Source organism: Methylomonas albis, from assembly GCF_014850955.1.
In the GTDB taxonomy this organism is placed as follows: Bacteria; Pseudomonadota; Gammaproteobacteria; order Methylococcales; family Methylomonadaceae; genus Methylomonas; species Methylomonas albis.
Map to the genome: position 1 here is coordinate 2,231,930 of NZ_JACXSS010000001.1, position 14,979 is coordinate 2,246,908.

Annotated in this window: 11 protein-coding genes and 1 pseudogene; 8 read left to right on the forward strand and 4 right to left on the reverse strand. The window is 50.7% G+C overall.

Annotated features, from left to right (window positions below; all coding sequences use genetic code 11):
* Positions 1-53 precede the first annotated feature (53 nt).
* Together EBA_RS10295 and fliK are read right to left on the reverse strand one after the other, a co-directional pair.
* Positions 54-1,058 (reverse strand): class 1 fructose-bisphosphatase, encoded by a 1,005-nt coding sequence (locus tag EBA_RS10295; RefSeq protein WP_192374642.1) that lies wholly within the window; start codon positions 1,056-1,058, stop codon positions 54-56.
* Positions 1,059-1,212: 154 nt separating this feature from the next.
* A complete protein-coding gene (gene fliK / locus EBA_RS10300; protein ID WP_225616524.1) occupies positions 1,213-2,730 on the reverse strand; it encodes a flagellar hook-length control protein FliK in 1,518 nt (505 codons plus the stop codon).
* Between the two features lie 418 nt (positions 2,731-3,148).
* Between fliK and EBA_RS10305 the strand changes: the two are divergent.
* The 5 genes and pseudogenes from EBA_RS10305 to EBA_RS10325 all read left to right on the forward strand — a co-directional run.
* Positions 3,149-3,487: pseudogene (locus EBA_RS10305) on the forward strand (TlpA disulfide reductase family protein); the annotation flags it as partial.
* 177 nt (positions 3,488-3,664) lie between these two features.
* Positions 3,665-4,552 (forward strand): FAD:protein FMN transferase, encoded by an 888-nt coding sequence (locus EBA_RS10310; protein WP_223146752.1) that lies wholly within the window; start codon positions 3,665-3,667, stop codon positions 4,550-4,552.
* 80 nt (positions 4,553-4,632) lie between these two features.
* Complete coding sequence (locus EBA_RS10315) at positions 4,633-6,567, forward strand: hypothetical protein (protein ID WP_192374645.1); 1,935 nt, start codon at positions 4,633-4,635, stop codon at positions 6,565-6,567.
* A gap of 364 nt (positions 6,568-6,931) precedes the next feature.
* Positions 6,932-7,378: an NIF family HAD-type phosphatase gene (locus EBA_RS10320; RefSeq protein WP_192374646.1), complete on the forward strand. Its 447-nt coding sequence runs from the start codon at positions 6,932-6,934 to the stop codon at positions 7,376-7,378.
* A gap of 154 nt (positions 7,379-7,532) precedes the next feature.
* The gene (locus EBA_RS10325) at positions 7,533-8,090 is read left to right on the forward strand and encodes a DUF2799 domain-containing protein (protein ID WP_192374647.1); all 558 of its coding nucleotides are present in this window, start codon (positions 7,533-7,535) and stop codon (positions 8,088-8,090) included.
* 358 nt (positions 8,091-8,448) lie between these two features.
* Here the strand turns inward: EBA_RS10325 and EBA_RS10330 are convergent, their stop codons facing one another.
* A complete protein-coding gene (locus EBA_RS10330; protein WP_192374648.1) occupies positions 8,449-9,579 on the reverse strand; it encodes a hypothetical protein in 1,131 nt (376 codons plus the stop codon).
* A 191-nt stretch (positions 9,580-9,770) separates the two neighbouring features.
* Here EBA_RS10330 and EBA_RS10335 point away from each other — a divergent pair, with 191 nt between their 5' ends.
* The gene (locus tag EBA_RS10335) at positions 9,771-10,013 is read left to right on the forward strand and encodes a hypothetical protein (protein WP_192374649.1); all 243 of its coding nucleotides are present in this window, start codon (positions 9,771-9,773) and stop codon (positions 10,011-10,013) included.
* Here the strand turns inward: EBA_RS10335 and EBA_RS10340 are convergent.
* Positions 9,957-11,450 (reverse strand): hypothetical protein, encoded by a 1,494-nt coding sequence (locus EBA_RS10340; protein ID WP_192374650.1) that lies wholly within the window; start codon positions 11,448-11,450, stop codon positions 9,957-9,959. The two genes, EBA_RS10335 and EBA_RS10340, sit on opposite strands and share 57 nt — an antisense overlap.
* Before the next feature lie 245 nt (positions 11,451-11,695).
* Between EBA_RS10340 and EBA_RS10345 the strand changes: the two genes are divergently transcribed.
* Together EBA_RS10345 and EBA_RS10350 are read left to right on the forward strand one after the other, a co-directional pair.
* Positions 11,696-12,895, forward strand: coding sequence for a DUF2252 domain-containing protein (locus EBA_RS10345; protein WP_192374651.1), 1,200 nt, complete (start codon positions 11,696-11,698; stop codon positions 12,893-12,895).
* A 19-nt stretch (positions 12,896-12,914) separates the two neighbouring features.
* Complete coding sequence (locus EBA_RS10350; RefSeq protein WP_192374652.1) at positions 12,915-14,558, forward strand: SulP family inorganic anion transporter; 1,644 nt, start codon at positions 12,915-12,917, stop codon at positions 14,556-14,558.
* The last annotated feature ends 421 nt before the right edge of the window (positions 14,559-14,979 follow it).

Sequence of the window (14,979 nt, forward strand, 5' to 3'; positions counted from 1 at the left end):
CTTGATAGTTTACCGTTTCACAAGGAAACGGCGAAATTGCAAAGGGCTGCTGGTTAATCTTGCTGGTGATAGCCAATTATCCGTTCTACTTCGGTTTTAGAACCTAAAATCAACGGCACCCGTTGATGAATACTGCTGGGTTTTAGGTCCAAAATCCGTTCGCGACCGGTTGAACACATCCCGCCGGCTTGTTCGATGATAAATGCCATCGGGTTAGCCTCGTACATCAGACGCAGCTTGCCGGGTTTGGATGGATCGCGTAAATCGTGCGGATACAGGAATATCCCGCCGCGTGTGAGTATGCGATAGACCTCAGCCACCAGTGAAGCGACCCAACGCATATTGAAGTCCTTGCCGCGCGGACCGTCGGTGCCGGCCACGCATTCGTCTATATAACGTTTTACCGGCGGCTCCCAGAAGCGTTGGTTGGACATGTTGATAGCAAATTCGCTACTTTCCTCTGGAATTTTCATATTGCAATGGGTCAGGATGAACTCGCCGATATCCTGATCCAGCGTGAAGGCATTCACACCCTTGCCCGTGGTTAATACCAACATGGTGGATGGGCCGTACAACACAAAGCCGGCGCACACTTGTTCGGTGCCTTTGCGCAAAAAATCCTCGGTTTCCGGCTCGACACCTTCGCGGCAACGCAGAATCGAAAAGATAGTGCCGACGGTCAGGTTAATATCGATATTCGACGAGCCGTCCAGCGGATCGAACAGCACCAGATATTTACCCTTCGGATACTGTTTCGGGATTTTGATCGGATCGTCGATTTCCTCCGATGCCATGCCACCCAAGGAGCCGCTCCAGTCCAGGGCGTTAACCATGATGTCGTTGGTAATAATATCTAGCTTTTTTTGCACTTCGCCCTGGATGTTTTCCGATTCGGCACTACCTAACACCCCAATCAACGCACCGCAATTGACGCGGTGAGAAATCTGTTTACACGCAGTCACAATATTATTCAGTAGCAGCGTGAAAGTACCGGAAGCATCCGGCAATCCGCGCTGCTGTTCAATGATGAACTGGGTCAGGGTCACTTGGTGGGTCATGCGTTAATTCTCCATGGCGTCGGCTAGAGTAATAAGGTTGTTCGGCAAACGAAGTAGTGCTATGCCTGGTTTATCGACTAAATGTATTTTGGTGAACCAAGATTCCGCTCGTTCGTGGCTGGTTTGCTTGTCCAAATGTGCATTCGGCCCAGTATCAGACTTTTTCACTCAACAGACTTTGCGGCGGCAGGGTTTGCGGATTGGCTTGTGTAGGCTTTCCTTGTTGAACATCCATAAATCCTGGTTTCAATCCCTTTTGTTCGAATTGCTGTCTTAGATAATCCAGACTCGTATTGATTTTATCCACGGTGCTGGTGGATTCGCTCCAGAACCGGGTGTTAACACTACCGTCGTAACAGGAGACTTTGCAGCGTATTGTAGCAAGTTCGGGAGGGGTAATGGTAATGCTCACTACCCAGTTTTTTTGGCTGCTCTCACTGTTGGCTTGTTTGTCTTGTTCCACCACGAGTTGCAGTGTCTCGGGATTGGTTTTATTAAAGAACGGTAATTCCAGTATCCAGACCTGTTTGGGTGAGTCGTCCCTGGGTAGCGAATTGAGCTGATCCAAGGTGAGTTTGGCCAGATTGCCTTGGGCTTTTTGCAGGGTTTCCTTTAATAAATCACTGGGCGTCTGCTGTGCCGAGCTTTCGTCTTTAGGGGCCGCCAGTTCCAAGCCTAACTGAGCAATCAACTTGCTCAGTTTTAATTTAAAATCGTCTTGCAGCACGAGCGATTGCGGATTCGTCTCGGCCTCGACCAAATGTCGTTCCATAAACAGCCCGGACTGGGCGATGGCTTGTTTTAGCGTGGTCGGTTCGAACAGCTTGGTTTTGTCCGGAATTTGCTGCAATATTTCGTGCGCAAGCTGTTTGAGTAGTTCGCCTACAGTTTTATCGCTGGCAGTGGGCCGTAGCAAAGGGCCGAGTTGCGCCAATAATTGCGCTGGAGGTACTTGCAGCGGCAACAACTGTTTGAATACTGTCGCTATGTGTTCTTCAGTTGATGGGGCCGATAAAGACGCGCCGAGCACTGGGTTTTCGCCACTCTTCAGTATTTGTAAATCGATGCGGCTACCGACGCTTAGCACCAACTTAGCCGCCGGTTCGCTCCATTGCAATTGTTTGCTATCCATTACCACTCGGCTATCGCCGCCAGTTGTCGCTGTTTGTTGCGGTTGATCGGTGTGGCCCGGCACCGATGTTAGTTGCAGAGTCAGGGTATATTTACCGATATTCAACACCTGTGCCTGGACGTGTTCGCCAGGGTTTAATAACGCTAGCGGGTTGCTGGTGAACGGTGGCGCCGTGGGTGCAGGTGCGCTTGCAGTTGGAGAGGGCAATAGTTTAAGTGTCGATGATTCCGCAGCCGCGAAGCCTGGAGAGTTAGGTGATTGGGGCACGGGCAGCGCGATGATTTTTAACTCCGGTGTCGGCAGCAGTTTTACCACTTGTAACTGTAGCGACTGGCCGGGCTGTAACGGCAATGCCTGTTGGCTCTGCAAGGTCATGGTTTTATCGGCAACGCTGACGGTCAGCGTATTCAGAATGACTTGGTTGCTGATGATTTTGGCGTCCAACACTTGATTCAGTTTCAACTCCGAGACCGAGACTGGCGGGCCTGATTTGCCCAATGCCATCACCAGTTTCGCATCTAAAGGCAGCTTAATCTCCATCACACTCACACCTCGCCGCAATCGGGATTTACACGCCGCCGTAAACCTCGACGGGCCAAGCTAGATTACTACAAAACACTCGCCTAGACGACTTGCGGCTGCAAGCCAGGCACCCGCTTAATACCAAGGCAAGTTGCCGTTCGCTTCGGCTTGCACTATTCAGATTAGTGCGCAAAATAAGCCGACCATCCCTGCCCAAAAGCCAATACTAAAGCGTTAAAAAGAAGGCGGTATATCACACAATGTAGCGGCAGATGCAGAACCGAGACCTGCTGGTCGACGGCGAAACGGCTGTGGGCCGCGCCGGAGCATGCCGCTATCTTGGGTCATGCCGAAGTTAACGTCAAACCCAGGCCAAACCGCGCGGCGCGCAAGCTTATCAATGGCAACAATTTAAGAACAAGGTGGTGTATGTAGATTTTGGGCCTCGTGGTGTGGCCCGTGCATGCAGTCGTTTCCCTTCATGGGCGAGTTGAACCGTTTGCACAAAGAGCTGGGCTTACAAATGGTGGCGGTCAACCTGGACGAAGAAACTCAGGAGGCCGAGGTGTTTCTGGCGAAAGCACGACCCGAGTTTACGGTGGCCGCCGATCCGCAACGTCAATGTGCCAAGGACTTTGCGGTGGAGGCCATGCCATCGTCGAATCTGATCGACCGCAAGGGCAGGTTGCGCCATATCCATAAAGGTTTTCGTCCCAGCGAAGTGGAGGAATTACGCAGTGTGCTCAAACAGTTGTTGGACGAGCCGGCAAGCTAGGCGAGGCGGATGATGGCTTGGCCGTTTATGCCGGTAAATCCGACTTGCAGGGCTTTATCGCCGAACCGAAATTTGTTTAAATCGTCGGCTTACTCTTGCCGCACCGTCAACGCCGTGAAATCTAAAAAAACTGTCAAGCGTCAGCCGCTTAACTATTATCGCCGGGAATTTAAGGCCATGGGTACGCCTTGCGAGATTCAATTGTTTGCCGCCGGCCCGGCCACCGCCAATGCCGCAGTGGCTTTGGCGGTGGCCGATATACAGCGGTTGGAGGCGCGTTATTCGCGTTACCGAGCGGATAGTTTTTTGTCGGAGATTAATCGGGTGGCGGCGCTTGGCGGCTCGATTACGGTGGATGACGAAACCGCGAAGTTGCTGGATTACGCGATGACTTGCTACGAACAAAGCGATGGGCTTTTCGATGTGACATCGGGCATTTTGCGCCGGGCCTGGAAGTTCGATTCGGGCTGCTTGCCCGCGCCGGCGCTGATGGTGGAACTGCTGGGAAAAGTGGGGTGGGAGAAGGTGTCCTGGCAATCGCCGGTCTTATCCTTTTCTGTGCAGGGGATGGAGATCGATTTTGGCGGGGTGGTGAAGGAATACGCCGCAGATTGCGCGGCCACGCTTTGCCGAAACCAAGGTGTCACGCGCGGCGTGGTGAATTTGGGCGGCGATATTCGCGTGATAGGCCCCCGTGGCGATGGCAGTCCCTGGCGGGTTGGCATCCGTGATCCCCGCCGGCGCGGCGATTTGCTGGAGACGCTGAGCGTGTACGAGGGCGCGATTGCCAGCAGCGGCGATTACGAGCGCTGTATGGTTATCGATAACGTCCGGTACGGCCATATTCTCAACCCGAAAACCGGCTGGCCCGTGGGGCATTTGGCGGCGGTGACCGTGGTCGGCGATTTTTGCGTGGTGGCCGGCAGCGCATCAACGATTGCAATGTTGAAACAGACGGATGGCGTTGCCTGGTTGAGCCAGCTAAACCTGCCTCATATTTGGGTGGATGTCCAAGGCACCTGCGGCGGTTCACTTTTTCAGAAAGTGTTAGGCCAAAGGCCATAAAAACCATATTTATAAAGGGCTTGACAATGTCCTGTCACTCACTCTAGGCTCAGTTGACATTCAACTGGGGAGAGTAAGCCATGACATGCATGCGATTGGGTTTTATCTGTACGGTTTTTTGGGTTAATGCCGCGCTAGCCGTTAGCGTGACGCAGCGCGCCGGGAATAATTTTCGCACCACAGCCAACAATCAGGAGTTTGCACTTAACAGAAGCAATGTTAATCCCGGCCAATTCGGCCTGCTGCGTACTTACGACTTCAATGCCAAAGTGGAAACGCAGCCCTTGGTGCTCGAAAACGGTGCGGGTGCCGACGATTTGGTGATCATCACTACGATGAAGAATGAAGTGATCGGCATCAACGCGCGCACCAACGACACAGTCTATAAAGTTAAACTCGGCCCCGAGATCAGCTCGCAAGACATGGACATGTGGAAACACACGCCAACCTGGGGTATTTCCGCCACGCCGATTATCGATCCGGCCAGCAACACGCTGTTCGTCGCTTCCTGGCAAAAGAAAAACAACGACAACCGCTTTCGCGATTACTGGGTGTATGCCTTAAATCCGCTAACCGGCAGTCAGAAAAGCCCGCCGCTACGCATCTTCGGTAAATCGCAGGAGGGTAATGGTTGCTGGTTCAACGATGCTGGCGCTACTTACCGGCTGAACCAGCAAACCAAGCAATTCGTTTATCCGAAGATGCGCGCGGGGCTGGCGCTAACCGCTAATAACGGTTTGGTCATGGCGTTTGCCGCCAACGGCGAAAGTTACCAAGGCGGCCGAAAAAATCCGCACGGCTTTGTGGTGGCTTTCGACACCAGGGCTCTGCTGGGTCTGCCCGGCTTTTCCAAAAACGCGGCGATATTCTGCGCCACTGCGTTTAATTCCTGGGGTGCAGGCATCTGGCAAGCCGGCGGCGCGCCGGTCACCGAAGACGATATGGTTTATGTCGCGACATCGAACGGCACCTCGAATAACGGCGACGTCGATCTGGCCGAGAGCATGATCAAATTGCGCTTTAAACCCGGTGTTAGCGGCGCCAGACCGGAATTGCAGAAAGTGGATTTTTACAAAGCCTTTCTGGACGAACGGGTGTCCAAAGACAAATGTTTGTGGCAAGACAATGACTCGGAAGTGTCCTGCGGCAGAGCAGGGGTAGGCAGTGCCGGCGCCGACTGGGATTTCGGCGCGGCCGGACCGATGCTGGTACCGGGCTCACGCTTGCTGCTGCAAGGCACCAAGGACGGCATCATTTATTCCCTGGACAAATTCCAGCTGGGCCAAAACGACCGTTTCAATCAACTATTGTCCAAACCGCCATTGGTGGCGACCTACTATGGCGGAGGAACCGCCGAAAACTGGGATAGGGTCCAGCATTTGAATCGCAGCTTGCCGTGTCCGGCCTCCGGCAATAGCGACCACGGTTGGTTCGTGCCTTGCGGCGATCCGGAAAACAACAAAATGCACCATATCCATTCCCTGGCCTTGGCGCAACGCGATGAAACCGGCGGCGTGGTCTATGTCTGGGGCGAAAACTCCCGGTTGAAGAGCTATAACTTTTCGACACTGGACGGCAACTTGCCAAGCTTTCGCGCCGAGGCCGACGACTTGGCTTCAGTAGGCGTCGAATCTCCTGGCGGCATGCCTGGCGGTCTGTTGATGGTATCCGGCAAGCCATCCACCAGCACCGGCTTTGCACACGCTATCGATTTTGATTCGGCCATCGTCTGGGCGGTATTTTCCAAATTCGGCGACGCCAACAAGGAGTTCGCCGAAGGCCAGTTGATCGCCTACGATGCCACCACGATGCTGCCCGGCAATAAACTGCAACGCTTGTTCCGCACCGGCGACGACAATAGCGGCGGTCTCGGCAAAATGTCGCGGATGATTCCGCCGGTAGTGGCCAATGGCCGGGTGTACGTGATGATTTATCGAGTCGGTACCTCGGACTGCACCGTGCCGGATAACCAATTGCCGGTTTGCAGTCAGTTGAAGGTGTACGGCTTGAAATAGTCGGTAAACCCGGCGGTTTGCAAGCAATCTCAAGAAAATTTCCTAATCATTGCTGCTCGGAACCGAATCGCCGGCCTTATTTTCGCCGACGTTTTAGCGCCGAGCCGCAACTTCCGAGCAATTTACCGAAACGGCCGAGCATTTAACGCCATTAATTCGCTTCAACGATCAAATCGTTGCAGCTTTTTTCGCAAACGATCTCGCTCGGAACCGCAACATTTCAGTCAGGCGCTAAAATCTTCTGGTTATTTTGGAAAACGATCCGGAAAAAAGCCTGATTGCTGGGGAAAATTAGCGCAACCGGCAACCCCGGAGCTCGATAAATGGCCCTTTTAGCCCTGATTCGCCGCCACCTTGAATATGCATGCCTATCGTAAGACCGACTATTTTAGCCCTAGACCTGGAAGGCACCCTGATCTCGACCGCTTACAGTCAAATTCCCCGCCCCGGACTCAGACATTTTTTAATACAGTGTAAAGACTGCTTCCCGCGGATTGTGATCTTCACCGCGGTGGAAGAGGCGAGATTTAGACCGATTGCTAAACGGCTGGTCGAAGACGGTTATGCGCCGCCGTGGTTTGCCGACATCGAATATATTCAATGGCAAGGGCCGGTGAAAGACCCGGGGTTTATTCCGGACGCCCAAGATGGCGATGTGTTGCTGATTGACGATTTCGAACCGTTCATCCACGCCCGGCAAACGTCGCGGTGGATCAAAATCGACAGTTTCGATCCACCTTATTCGGAAACGGATGCCGAACTTGAGCGTGTATTAAAGTTGCTGGAACATTACCTATCTTTGCGGAATTAGGCGAGTCGAATCTGTCGTGCAAACAATATCCCCTGGCCGGTTCGATTAATTGCCAATGTGGGCTATATTTCCTAGGTTTCAAGGTGGGTGAGAGCAGACGGAACGTTGCGGCTGTTCTCGCGGTGTGGTGGATCTTTAGCCGGCAGGATAAATCATGATGAAATACTTAAGTTGCTATCTATTGGCTATTTTTTTAAGCGGCTGCGCGACGCTTAGCCAACAAGACTGTCAGCGCGGCGATTGGTTTGGCGTGGGCTTGCAAGACGGCCGAGCCGGGGCGGCGAACGACCGCTTGCACGATCATCAAAAAGCCTGTTCCGAATACGGCATCGCGCTCAACGATACCCAGTATCTTGCCGGCCGCGAACAGGGCTTAAAAGAGTATTGCCTGATCGAGAATGCTTTTAAAGAGGGTTTGGATGGGCACGATTATCACCATGTCTGTCCGCCGGCTATCGATGCGGTATTTAGCCGCTACCATGCGGCGGCCCTTGCGGTACATAAGGAACGCGCCGAACTCGATAGGATCGATAGCCAACTCTCCGGCAAGGAAAACAATTTGTCGGATAAAAAATTATCCGACAAAGACCGGGACAGAATTCGTGACGATATCCGGCAGCTATCCCGCAACCGGGACCGGACTCGCGACGATCTTTATTACCACGAGCGGCAACTCGATGATTTTCGCCATGAATCACTGTCTTATCGTTGAGAACTTCAAACCCGATTGTGTCCGGTGACATTTGATATTTCAAAATTAGCTTCTAGCCCAAAACTCAGAAATACTGGAGATTGATCTTGCAGTTAATCCTCAGGAAGACTGCGTGTGTAATGTCGGTATCGACCCAAACCAGTCCTTTGCCCCCAATTATTAGCTGTCTGGTCTAGTCAATTAAGCGGACATTGAACTAAAAAATGGTTTAGCGTCATTCACCTTCAGATGGCTAAATTAAGCCTATTTTGAATCCAACCCGAGTTACAAGCGAATTGAAGATGATGATTTTTCGTTTAGAGCTGTAGCGGATAATCATCCGCTACAGTATTTGCCGAGTAATACTAAACAAATATGCTTATTCGCAACTAATGGCAGGATCGGCGCAGTAAGCTACATTTTCCCAACTGAATGGCTGTAGTTTTCTCGGATCAATGGTTAAGCGTAACCACTCAGCAGGGGCCGTCGTTGAGCCTTGGACCGTGATACGGGTCAAATTGGGGACAGCTTGAGTATGGTGAATGCTTCCTGTTGCGCTGCTGGAATTTGTCAGCGGTTGATCGGCACCGTAAACGTGTGAATCGCCGTTTAACAATAAGACTGGACCACCAAAATCTTCTACAAGGTCAGCCAATTTTTGTACGATAGGTGTGTAATTGGATAGTTCGTTACTGGTGGCTGTAATGGCCGCTGGATCCCACATATCCGCTTGAATGCCGATCACTACCGCACGGGCATGTTCTTTTTTGGCTTTCTTAAAAGCGGCTTCCAACCAGCGTAAGTCAGCACCGGTGCGCTCGGAAACTTCTTTATCTTGTGCCGTCTGATTAGCGAAAGTGCCGGCCCAAGGCAAGGTATCATTGTTTGATCCGGGTACGTTCAAGGTAGCAAATACCACTTTCCCTTGTTTCCACATCACGTTTTCGACAAATTGGGCATCAGTTGGATATGTTGGATCGAAATGTCGCGACTGACTCAGAACTTCCGTTTCTTTACCTAAGGTCAAACCAGGTTTTGCAAAGAATTGGCTACGGACGCTAGCTAATTCATTCAGCGGTGCACCACTTTTAAATTGCTTGGTTTTTTGGCAATCGGTCCACTCATTGTCACCTGGCGTGTAGATAACAGGCTTGGCGAATTGCTGAAACTGGTAATAAATTTTTTGGTTATAGCCAGGATTTGACTGAGGAATTGGCGGCAAAATATCGGCACTGGTGCAAGGCATACTGCCAGCATGGATGTCACCGACATGAATCAACCGACTAACAGCGGTGTCTGCATTGACGGAATCAACCAACAAATGGGCGTTGTCTAGCAAAAGTTTATTGTATGGCCAGTCCCCGGTCACGGCGACTGTAATTGGACGATCAGAGTTTTCATCGTCGTGGCGTTGGTCGTCAGCGTACCCTGAAGTGGCGTAAATCAAACTGGCGGCGCATAAAGCCGAAACCGATACTACATTCTTTACTCTCAAAAAAGGCGTTTTCATCCTACGTTATCCTTTGCATATTGTTGTTTATACCAGGCTGATTCAGTAGGCCGGAGAAGCGGATAGCGATAGAAGTCAACAAATGTTGCGAATATCTTGATAACCAGTACTAGACCTTGATCGGGAGATCAGCTGTGCATCCGTTTTAGCAACGGATGCTTTCGATATTAGGCATGCAAAGTTACAGCCTAATGACTGCGAAATTAAGTTTGCCCGCCTTGGAAACGAGGGTGCAGCAAGGAATCGGCGGTTTGCCGTTGATTGATCAAAACAGAGATGTCTCTACTCCTGAAGTAGCAAAACGAATCGACCTGACAGCAACGCGTGCAAAGAGCCGTCACTGCCAGGTTGGGATTGACCCAATTCAACTGATTTTATTAATCGCGATCATCGTCGTGTCTGTTATTGAAAACATCCGGACCGAAGGGGATTAAACCGTCTTTCGACGCATAGCCAAGATGCCCCAAGCCGTCATCGCCACCTTCGTGCAATCCCAATAAGTCTTCGTAGCTACGTAACGCCGAGAAGTGATTGTAAGTGCCGGTGGTATTGATGCTGCCGGGTTTGATGTAGTGTTTGTTGAAAACTACCGCACCGATTTTGCCGCCGCCAGGATAGACATTATCTGTTTTAGGTGGTTGTTGCAGACCAAACAAGCCCAACACTTGGCTGTAACCAAAGTTGCTGACATTAGGGCCGTTAGGTGCATCGCAGTCTGCTTGATCGATTGCGGAGCAGGCGGTGGAATCGCTTAAACCAGATTCGTCAAATGTCAGCACTACCAGCATCTTGCCGCTTTGGTATGCCGGTGAATTGAAGATCATAGGCATCCAGTGTTTCAGCCATAAATCTGCGGCAGTCAGTCCGCCGATATTTTTTCCAGCGGCATTTTTGCTGCCTTCCACATTCGGGCCAATACAAGTAGCATCATGGCCGTCGTTGCAGAGATTGGGTGAAACGAGCATAAATTTAGGCGTCGTTTCGATGCGTTTCAAATCTTCGTATAAATGACCGCTAAAGTTATCCGCGTCGCCGTTGCTACCGACTTGCAGTTTACCCAGTGGCACGACATGACGGTCACAACGCTCTTGATCGTCAATCACCGAATGGAAATAAACGAACGGATTGTGCCGGGTTGCATACTGATCGTCAGCCGCGGCAGAGTTGGAGTTATCGACGCCGCCAATCGGTGGATGAGCACAAGTGGTTCCACCCATCGGATCGGGCGTACCATAATCCCTAATCGGGTCGTTACCCATATCTTCAGCATAGGAACGCCAAGTCAATTTTTGATTTTTAGCATCGCGATGCTCCTTATCCTGTTGATCTCGGTCACCGTGAGAAAACTTGGCATCCAGCTGATCGCCGATAGTGATCACCCCTTGAGCATCAGCGCTTGGCGCAGGGAATACGCAACCGTCACCCACTACTTGGCCGGGATAGGCTGCTTGATCGGCGGCCGCTAAACCTGGTAATACATCTTCAAAGCCACCAACCAAAGGCGGATTTCTTAGCGAACCAAGATTTAAGCAGTCATTGTTGATGGCAACAGTCGGGCCTTGACCAGATACTTGCGAGATATAGTTTCCCGCACTGACGTGGCTGGTACCATAGTAATTGGTGATCAACTCACCTTGACTAAGCAAGGTTTTATTTAGATAAACCGCCGGGGAGTTTGGCCCAAAGGTGGTGTTGTAATTTTCGTTTTCAAGATCGATCACTAAAATGTGTTCGATAGCGCCTTTAGGTAAAGCGGCGCGCACGACAGAGTAATGATGTTCGGCAAAACTAACGGAAGGTAGTGTTGCTGTCAGGCCAATAGCGGTTAACACGGCGCCAGTGACCAAGCTGGTGGAAACTTTAAAATTCATAATATTTCTCGGGATCAGCGATTAGAGTTTTATTTGGAAAAGCCAGTTACAGCTTTCCAACGCCACCCTAACGACTGAGAATGACAAGATAATGACTAGCGATGACTTGTGGGAGCTGACCGCAGATTGTCACAACAAGCGATTGGCTTAATGAAACCAGATTGTTGTTTAAGCAAACTGTTTAGCTAGACTGAAATATATGCCCCCATTACGGGGATTTGCCATTTCTATCAGGACTGAAACGGATGACCAGCACTACTTTACGGCAACGTATCGATACCTTTAATCAAGGAAGAGATCCCGAACGTCTGCATATGAAATATCAGGCCATGCGGGAAAGCAGCTTTGCCTTTTTGCGCGGAACGGCCCACCTGTTTTACCAAGACTGGCCGCAACAATCGGCTTTGAACGATGCCCCCTTAGCCTGGGTTTGCGGTGATTTGCATTTGGAAAACTTTGGTAGTTACCGAGGCGACAATCGCTTGAGCTATTTCGATATAAACGATTTTGATGAAGCGTTGTTGGCGCCGTGTACTTGGGATATAGCTCGATTTTTATGTAGCTTATTGGTCGCAGCACAGAGTTTGGAGATTAAGGAAAGCCAAGCCTTAGCGTTATGTAAGAGTTTTCTGTTGTGCTATAGCCAGGAACTCCAGGTCTGCAAAGCCCGCTGGATCGAACGTTCGACGGCTTCAGGCATGATTAGAGATTTGCTGAAAAATCTAAAGCATCGTTCGCGCGCCGATTTATTGGATGAACGAACATTTAAGCGCGGCAGTCAGCGGGTATTAAAAATCGATGGTCATAAAACCTTAGTCGCAGCGCCGGCGGATCAGCAAAAAGTCAAATCGATCATAGAACAATTTGCCGCTACCCAACCTAATTCGAAATTTTTTGACGTATTGGATGTGGCGCGCCGCATCGCCGGTCTCGGTAGTCTAGGCTTAGAATGCTATGTCGTCCTTATTCAGGGTAAAGGTCGGCGGCAACATTATCTGTTGGATTTGAAATACCAACCGGGTTCAGCCCTGGCAACGTATTCAAGTGTTCCTCAACCCGCATGGAAAAATGAAGCGGAACGCGTTGTGCGGTTGCAGCGTCGAGGGCAAGCCATCGCACCGGCGTTTTTGTCGGCAGTCCAAGACGGTCAGCGCGCCTATCTGCTTAAAGAACTGATGCCAACCCAAGACCGACTAAAACTGGATCATTGGCATGGAAAATTCAAACGCTTGGAAAAGGTCGTGGTTTCGATGGCTCATCTCACCGCCTGGTTACATATTCGTAACAGCGGGTGGCAGGGCTCTGCGATTGCCGATCAATGGCAAGCCTTCGGCCAGCGCACTGACTGGCAAGATACCGTTTTAGAGTATGCGCAAGGTTATAGTGGTCAAGTCCAGTCGGATTGGTTAAGGTTTAAAACGGATTCTATTTATTTTCCTGAGTGACCTTAAAAAGGATTTGCCCGTGAAATTTGGAAATAAGCAGTCATCTAGAAAATTGCTCATTGCTGATTTCATAGCCGGTTTATCGGTTGCCTTTATTTTGCTGCCGGAAGCCGTCGCATACGCAGGGATTGCCCACCTGCCGATTCAAGCGGCCATCACGGGGGCAATAGTCGGTTTATTCAGTTACGGTTGTGTTGGCGGCAGCCCTTTTGCCGTAGTCGCTCCTACTTCGTCGGCCGCGGCTTTGTTGGCGGCGGTCGTACTGTCCTTACGTCCGGATAATAGCCATCTCGCTGCCGGTTTTGGAGCCGCTTTAGTCATATTGACTGGCATAGGCCTAATGATCTTTGCCAAGGCGGGATTAGGCCGCCTTTCGGCATTTGTATCCAGACCCGTGTTGCGTGGCTTCTCGTTTGCATTAGCGATCACCATTATCATCAAACAATTACCACTCCTGGTGGGCCTCTCTGTTCACGGTTCTGCTCCGCTGCCCCTCTTAATAGAAGTGGCGGCGCATACGCACGATTGGTCGATTTGGAGCGCGACGTTTGGCTTCAGTGCATTACTTATTTTGGCAATCCTAAAATACTGGCCCTTCGTTCCCGGCGCTTTTTTGGTACTGATGACGGGTATTATTTTAAGCAACCGCCTCGATCTCGGTGATTTACAGGTGGCCACCGTAGGTGTCGTATCGATAAAAATGCCCGAATTGAACATGCCAGGCATTGCTTTGGAACAATGGCTTCAGTTAGCTGAGATGGCTTTTGGTTTGATGATCATCATCGTGGCCGAATCGTGGGGTAGTATTCGAAGTTTGTCGCTGAAACACGGCGAAGCCGTGGAACCTAATAGGGAGCTTTCAGCATTAGGAATAGCCAATCTGTTTTCCGGTTTGCTACAGGGTATGCCGGTTGGAGCGGGTTTTTCCGCCAGTTCCGCCAGTGAATCCGCTGGCGCACAAACCAAACTGGCAGGTATCTGTGCTGCAATGGTTTTATTGGTCATGGCGACTTTGGGTCAACATTGGATTGGTGATATTCCCGAAACACTGGTCGCGGCAGCCGTTATCAACGCCTTAAGTCATGCATTAAATCCCATGGCCTTAATCAGGCTTTGGCGAATGGATCGGGATCAGTATCTGGCCATCGCTGCGGTAGCGGCCGTGCTGGCCTTTGGCGTGTTACACGGCATGTTGATTGCCATAGGGTTGTCGCTTGCCGCGGCAATACGCTCTTTCAGTCAGCCTTTAGTTCGAGAACTGGCGGAGCTGGATGATACAAGAGACTATGTGGATCGACAGAATCATCCGAATTCTAAGATTCGTCCGAATATACTCATCCTTCGCCCAGAAGAACCTCTATTTTTTGCCAGCGTGGAAGGCGTTTTGTCCGAGTCACTGAAACGCTTACAGGCGCGCGACGATGTGCGGATTTTAATTATCAGCCTTGAAGAAACCGCGAATTTGGATAGCACAACGCTTGAATGCTTAGCCGAATTTGTTGACCAACTTAAGCATCGTCAGACGATTTTACTACTCGCTCGGGTAAAGGATCCTATTAGTCAGTTACTAATGAATTCGTCGGCAGATAATTTCCAAGACAAGTTGTTCTGGAGCGTCAACGACGCTGTAATAGCGGCGGAAATACTTGGGGCAACAAATTAGGCTCAAGTTTTTACAACAATTTGAACCAATAAGCTGGGATGTTATGAATGCTCTAGAATCTTGGCTTCAGTTCGGTTTTGTTTCATAAATCCACTACCGAGCAAACTTCCTTTACCCCCGATCCGTTACAGAGATTTAGGGTATAGCCACCGTGATCGACGTGTCCGACTCGGTAAACAGATTTTACATTGCTGCTAGGATTTGGAATTCAGGGACCGGAGTGTTGCAGATGCACGCGTTGACTGGCTCGCCTAACAGCTTGAAGCAACGCATTTTGGTTTCGACCAAACATCGGCGATGGTGGCCGCGCTATTTTCTCCAGATAGTTATACTAGCCTTGCTACGGCTCGCAGCGTTTCATTTCTGACACTGGTGCCCGGGGTATTTTCTTTCCGGAGCTTGACACTCTTACGCGCGGGAA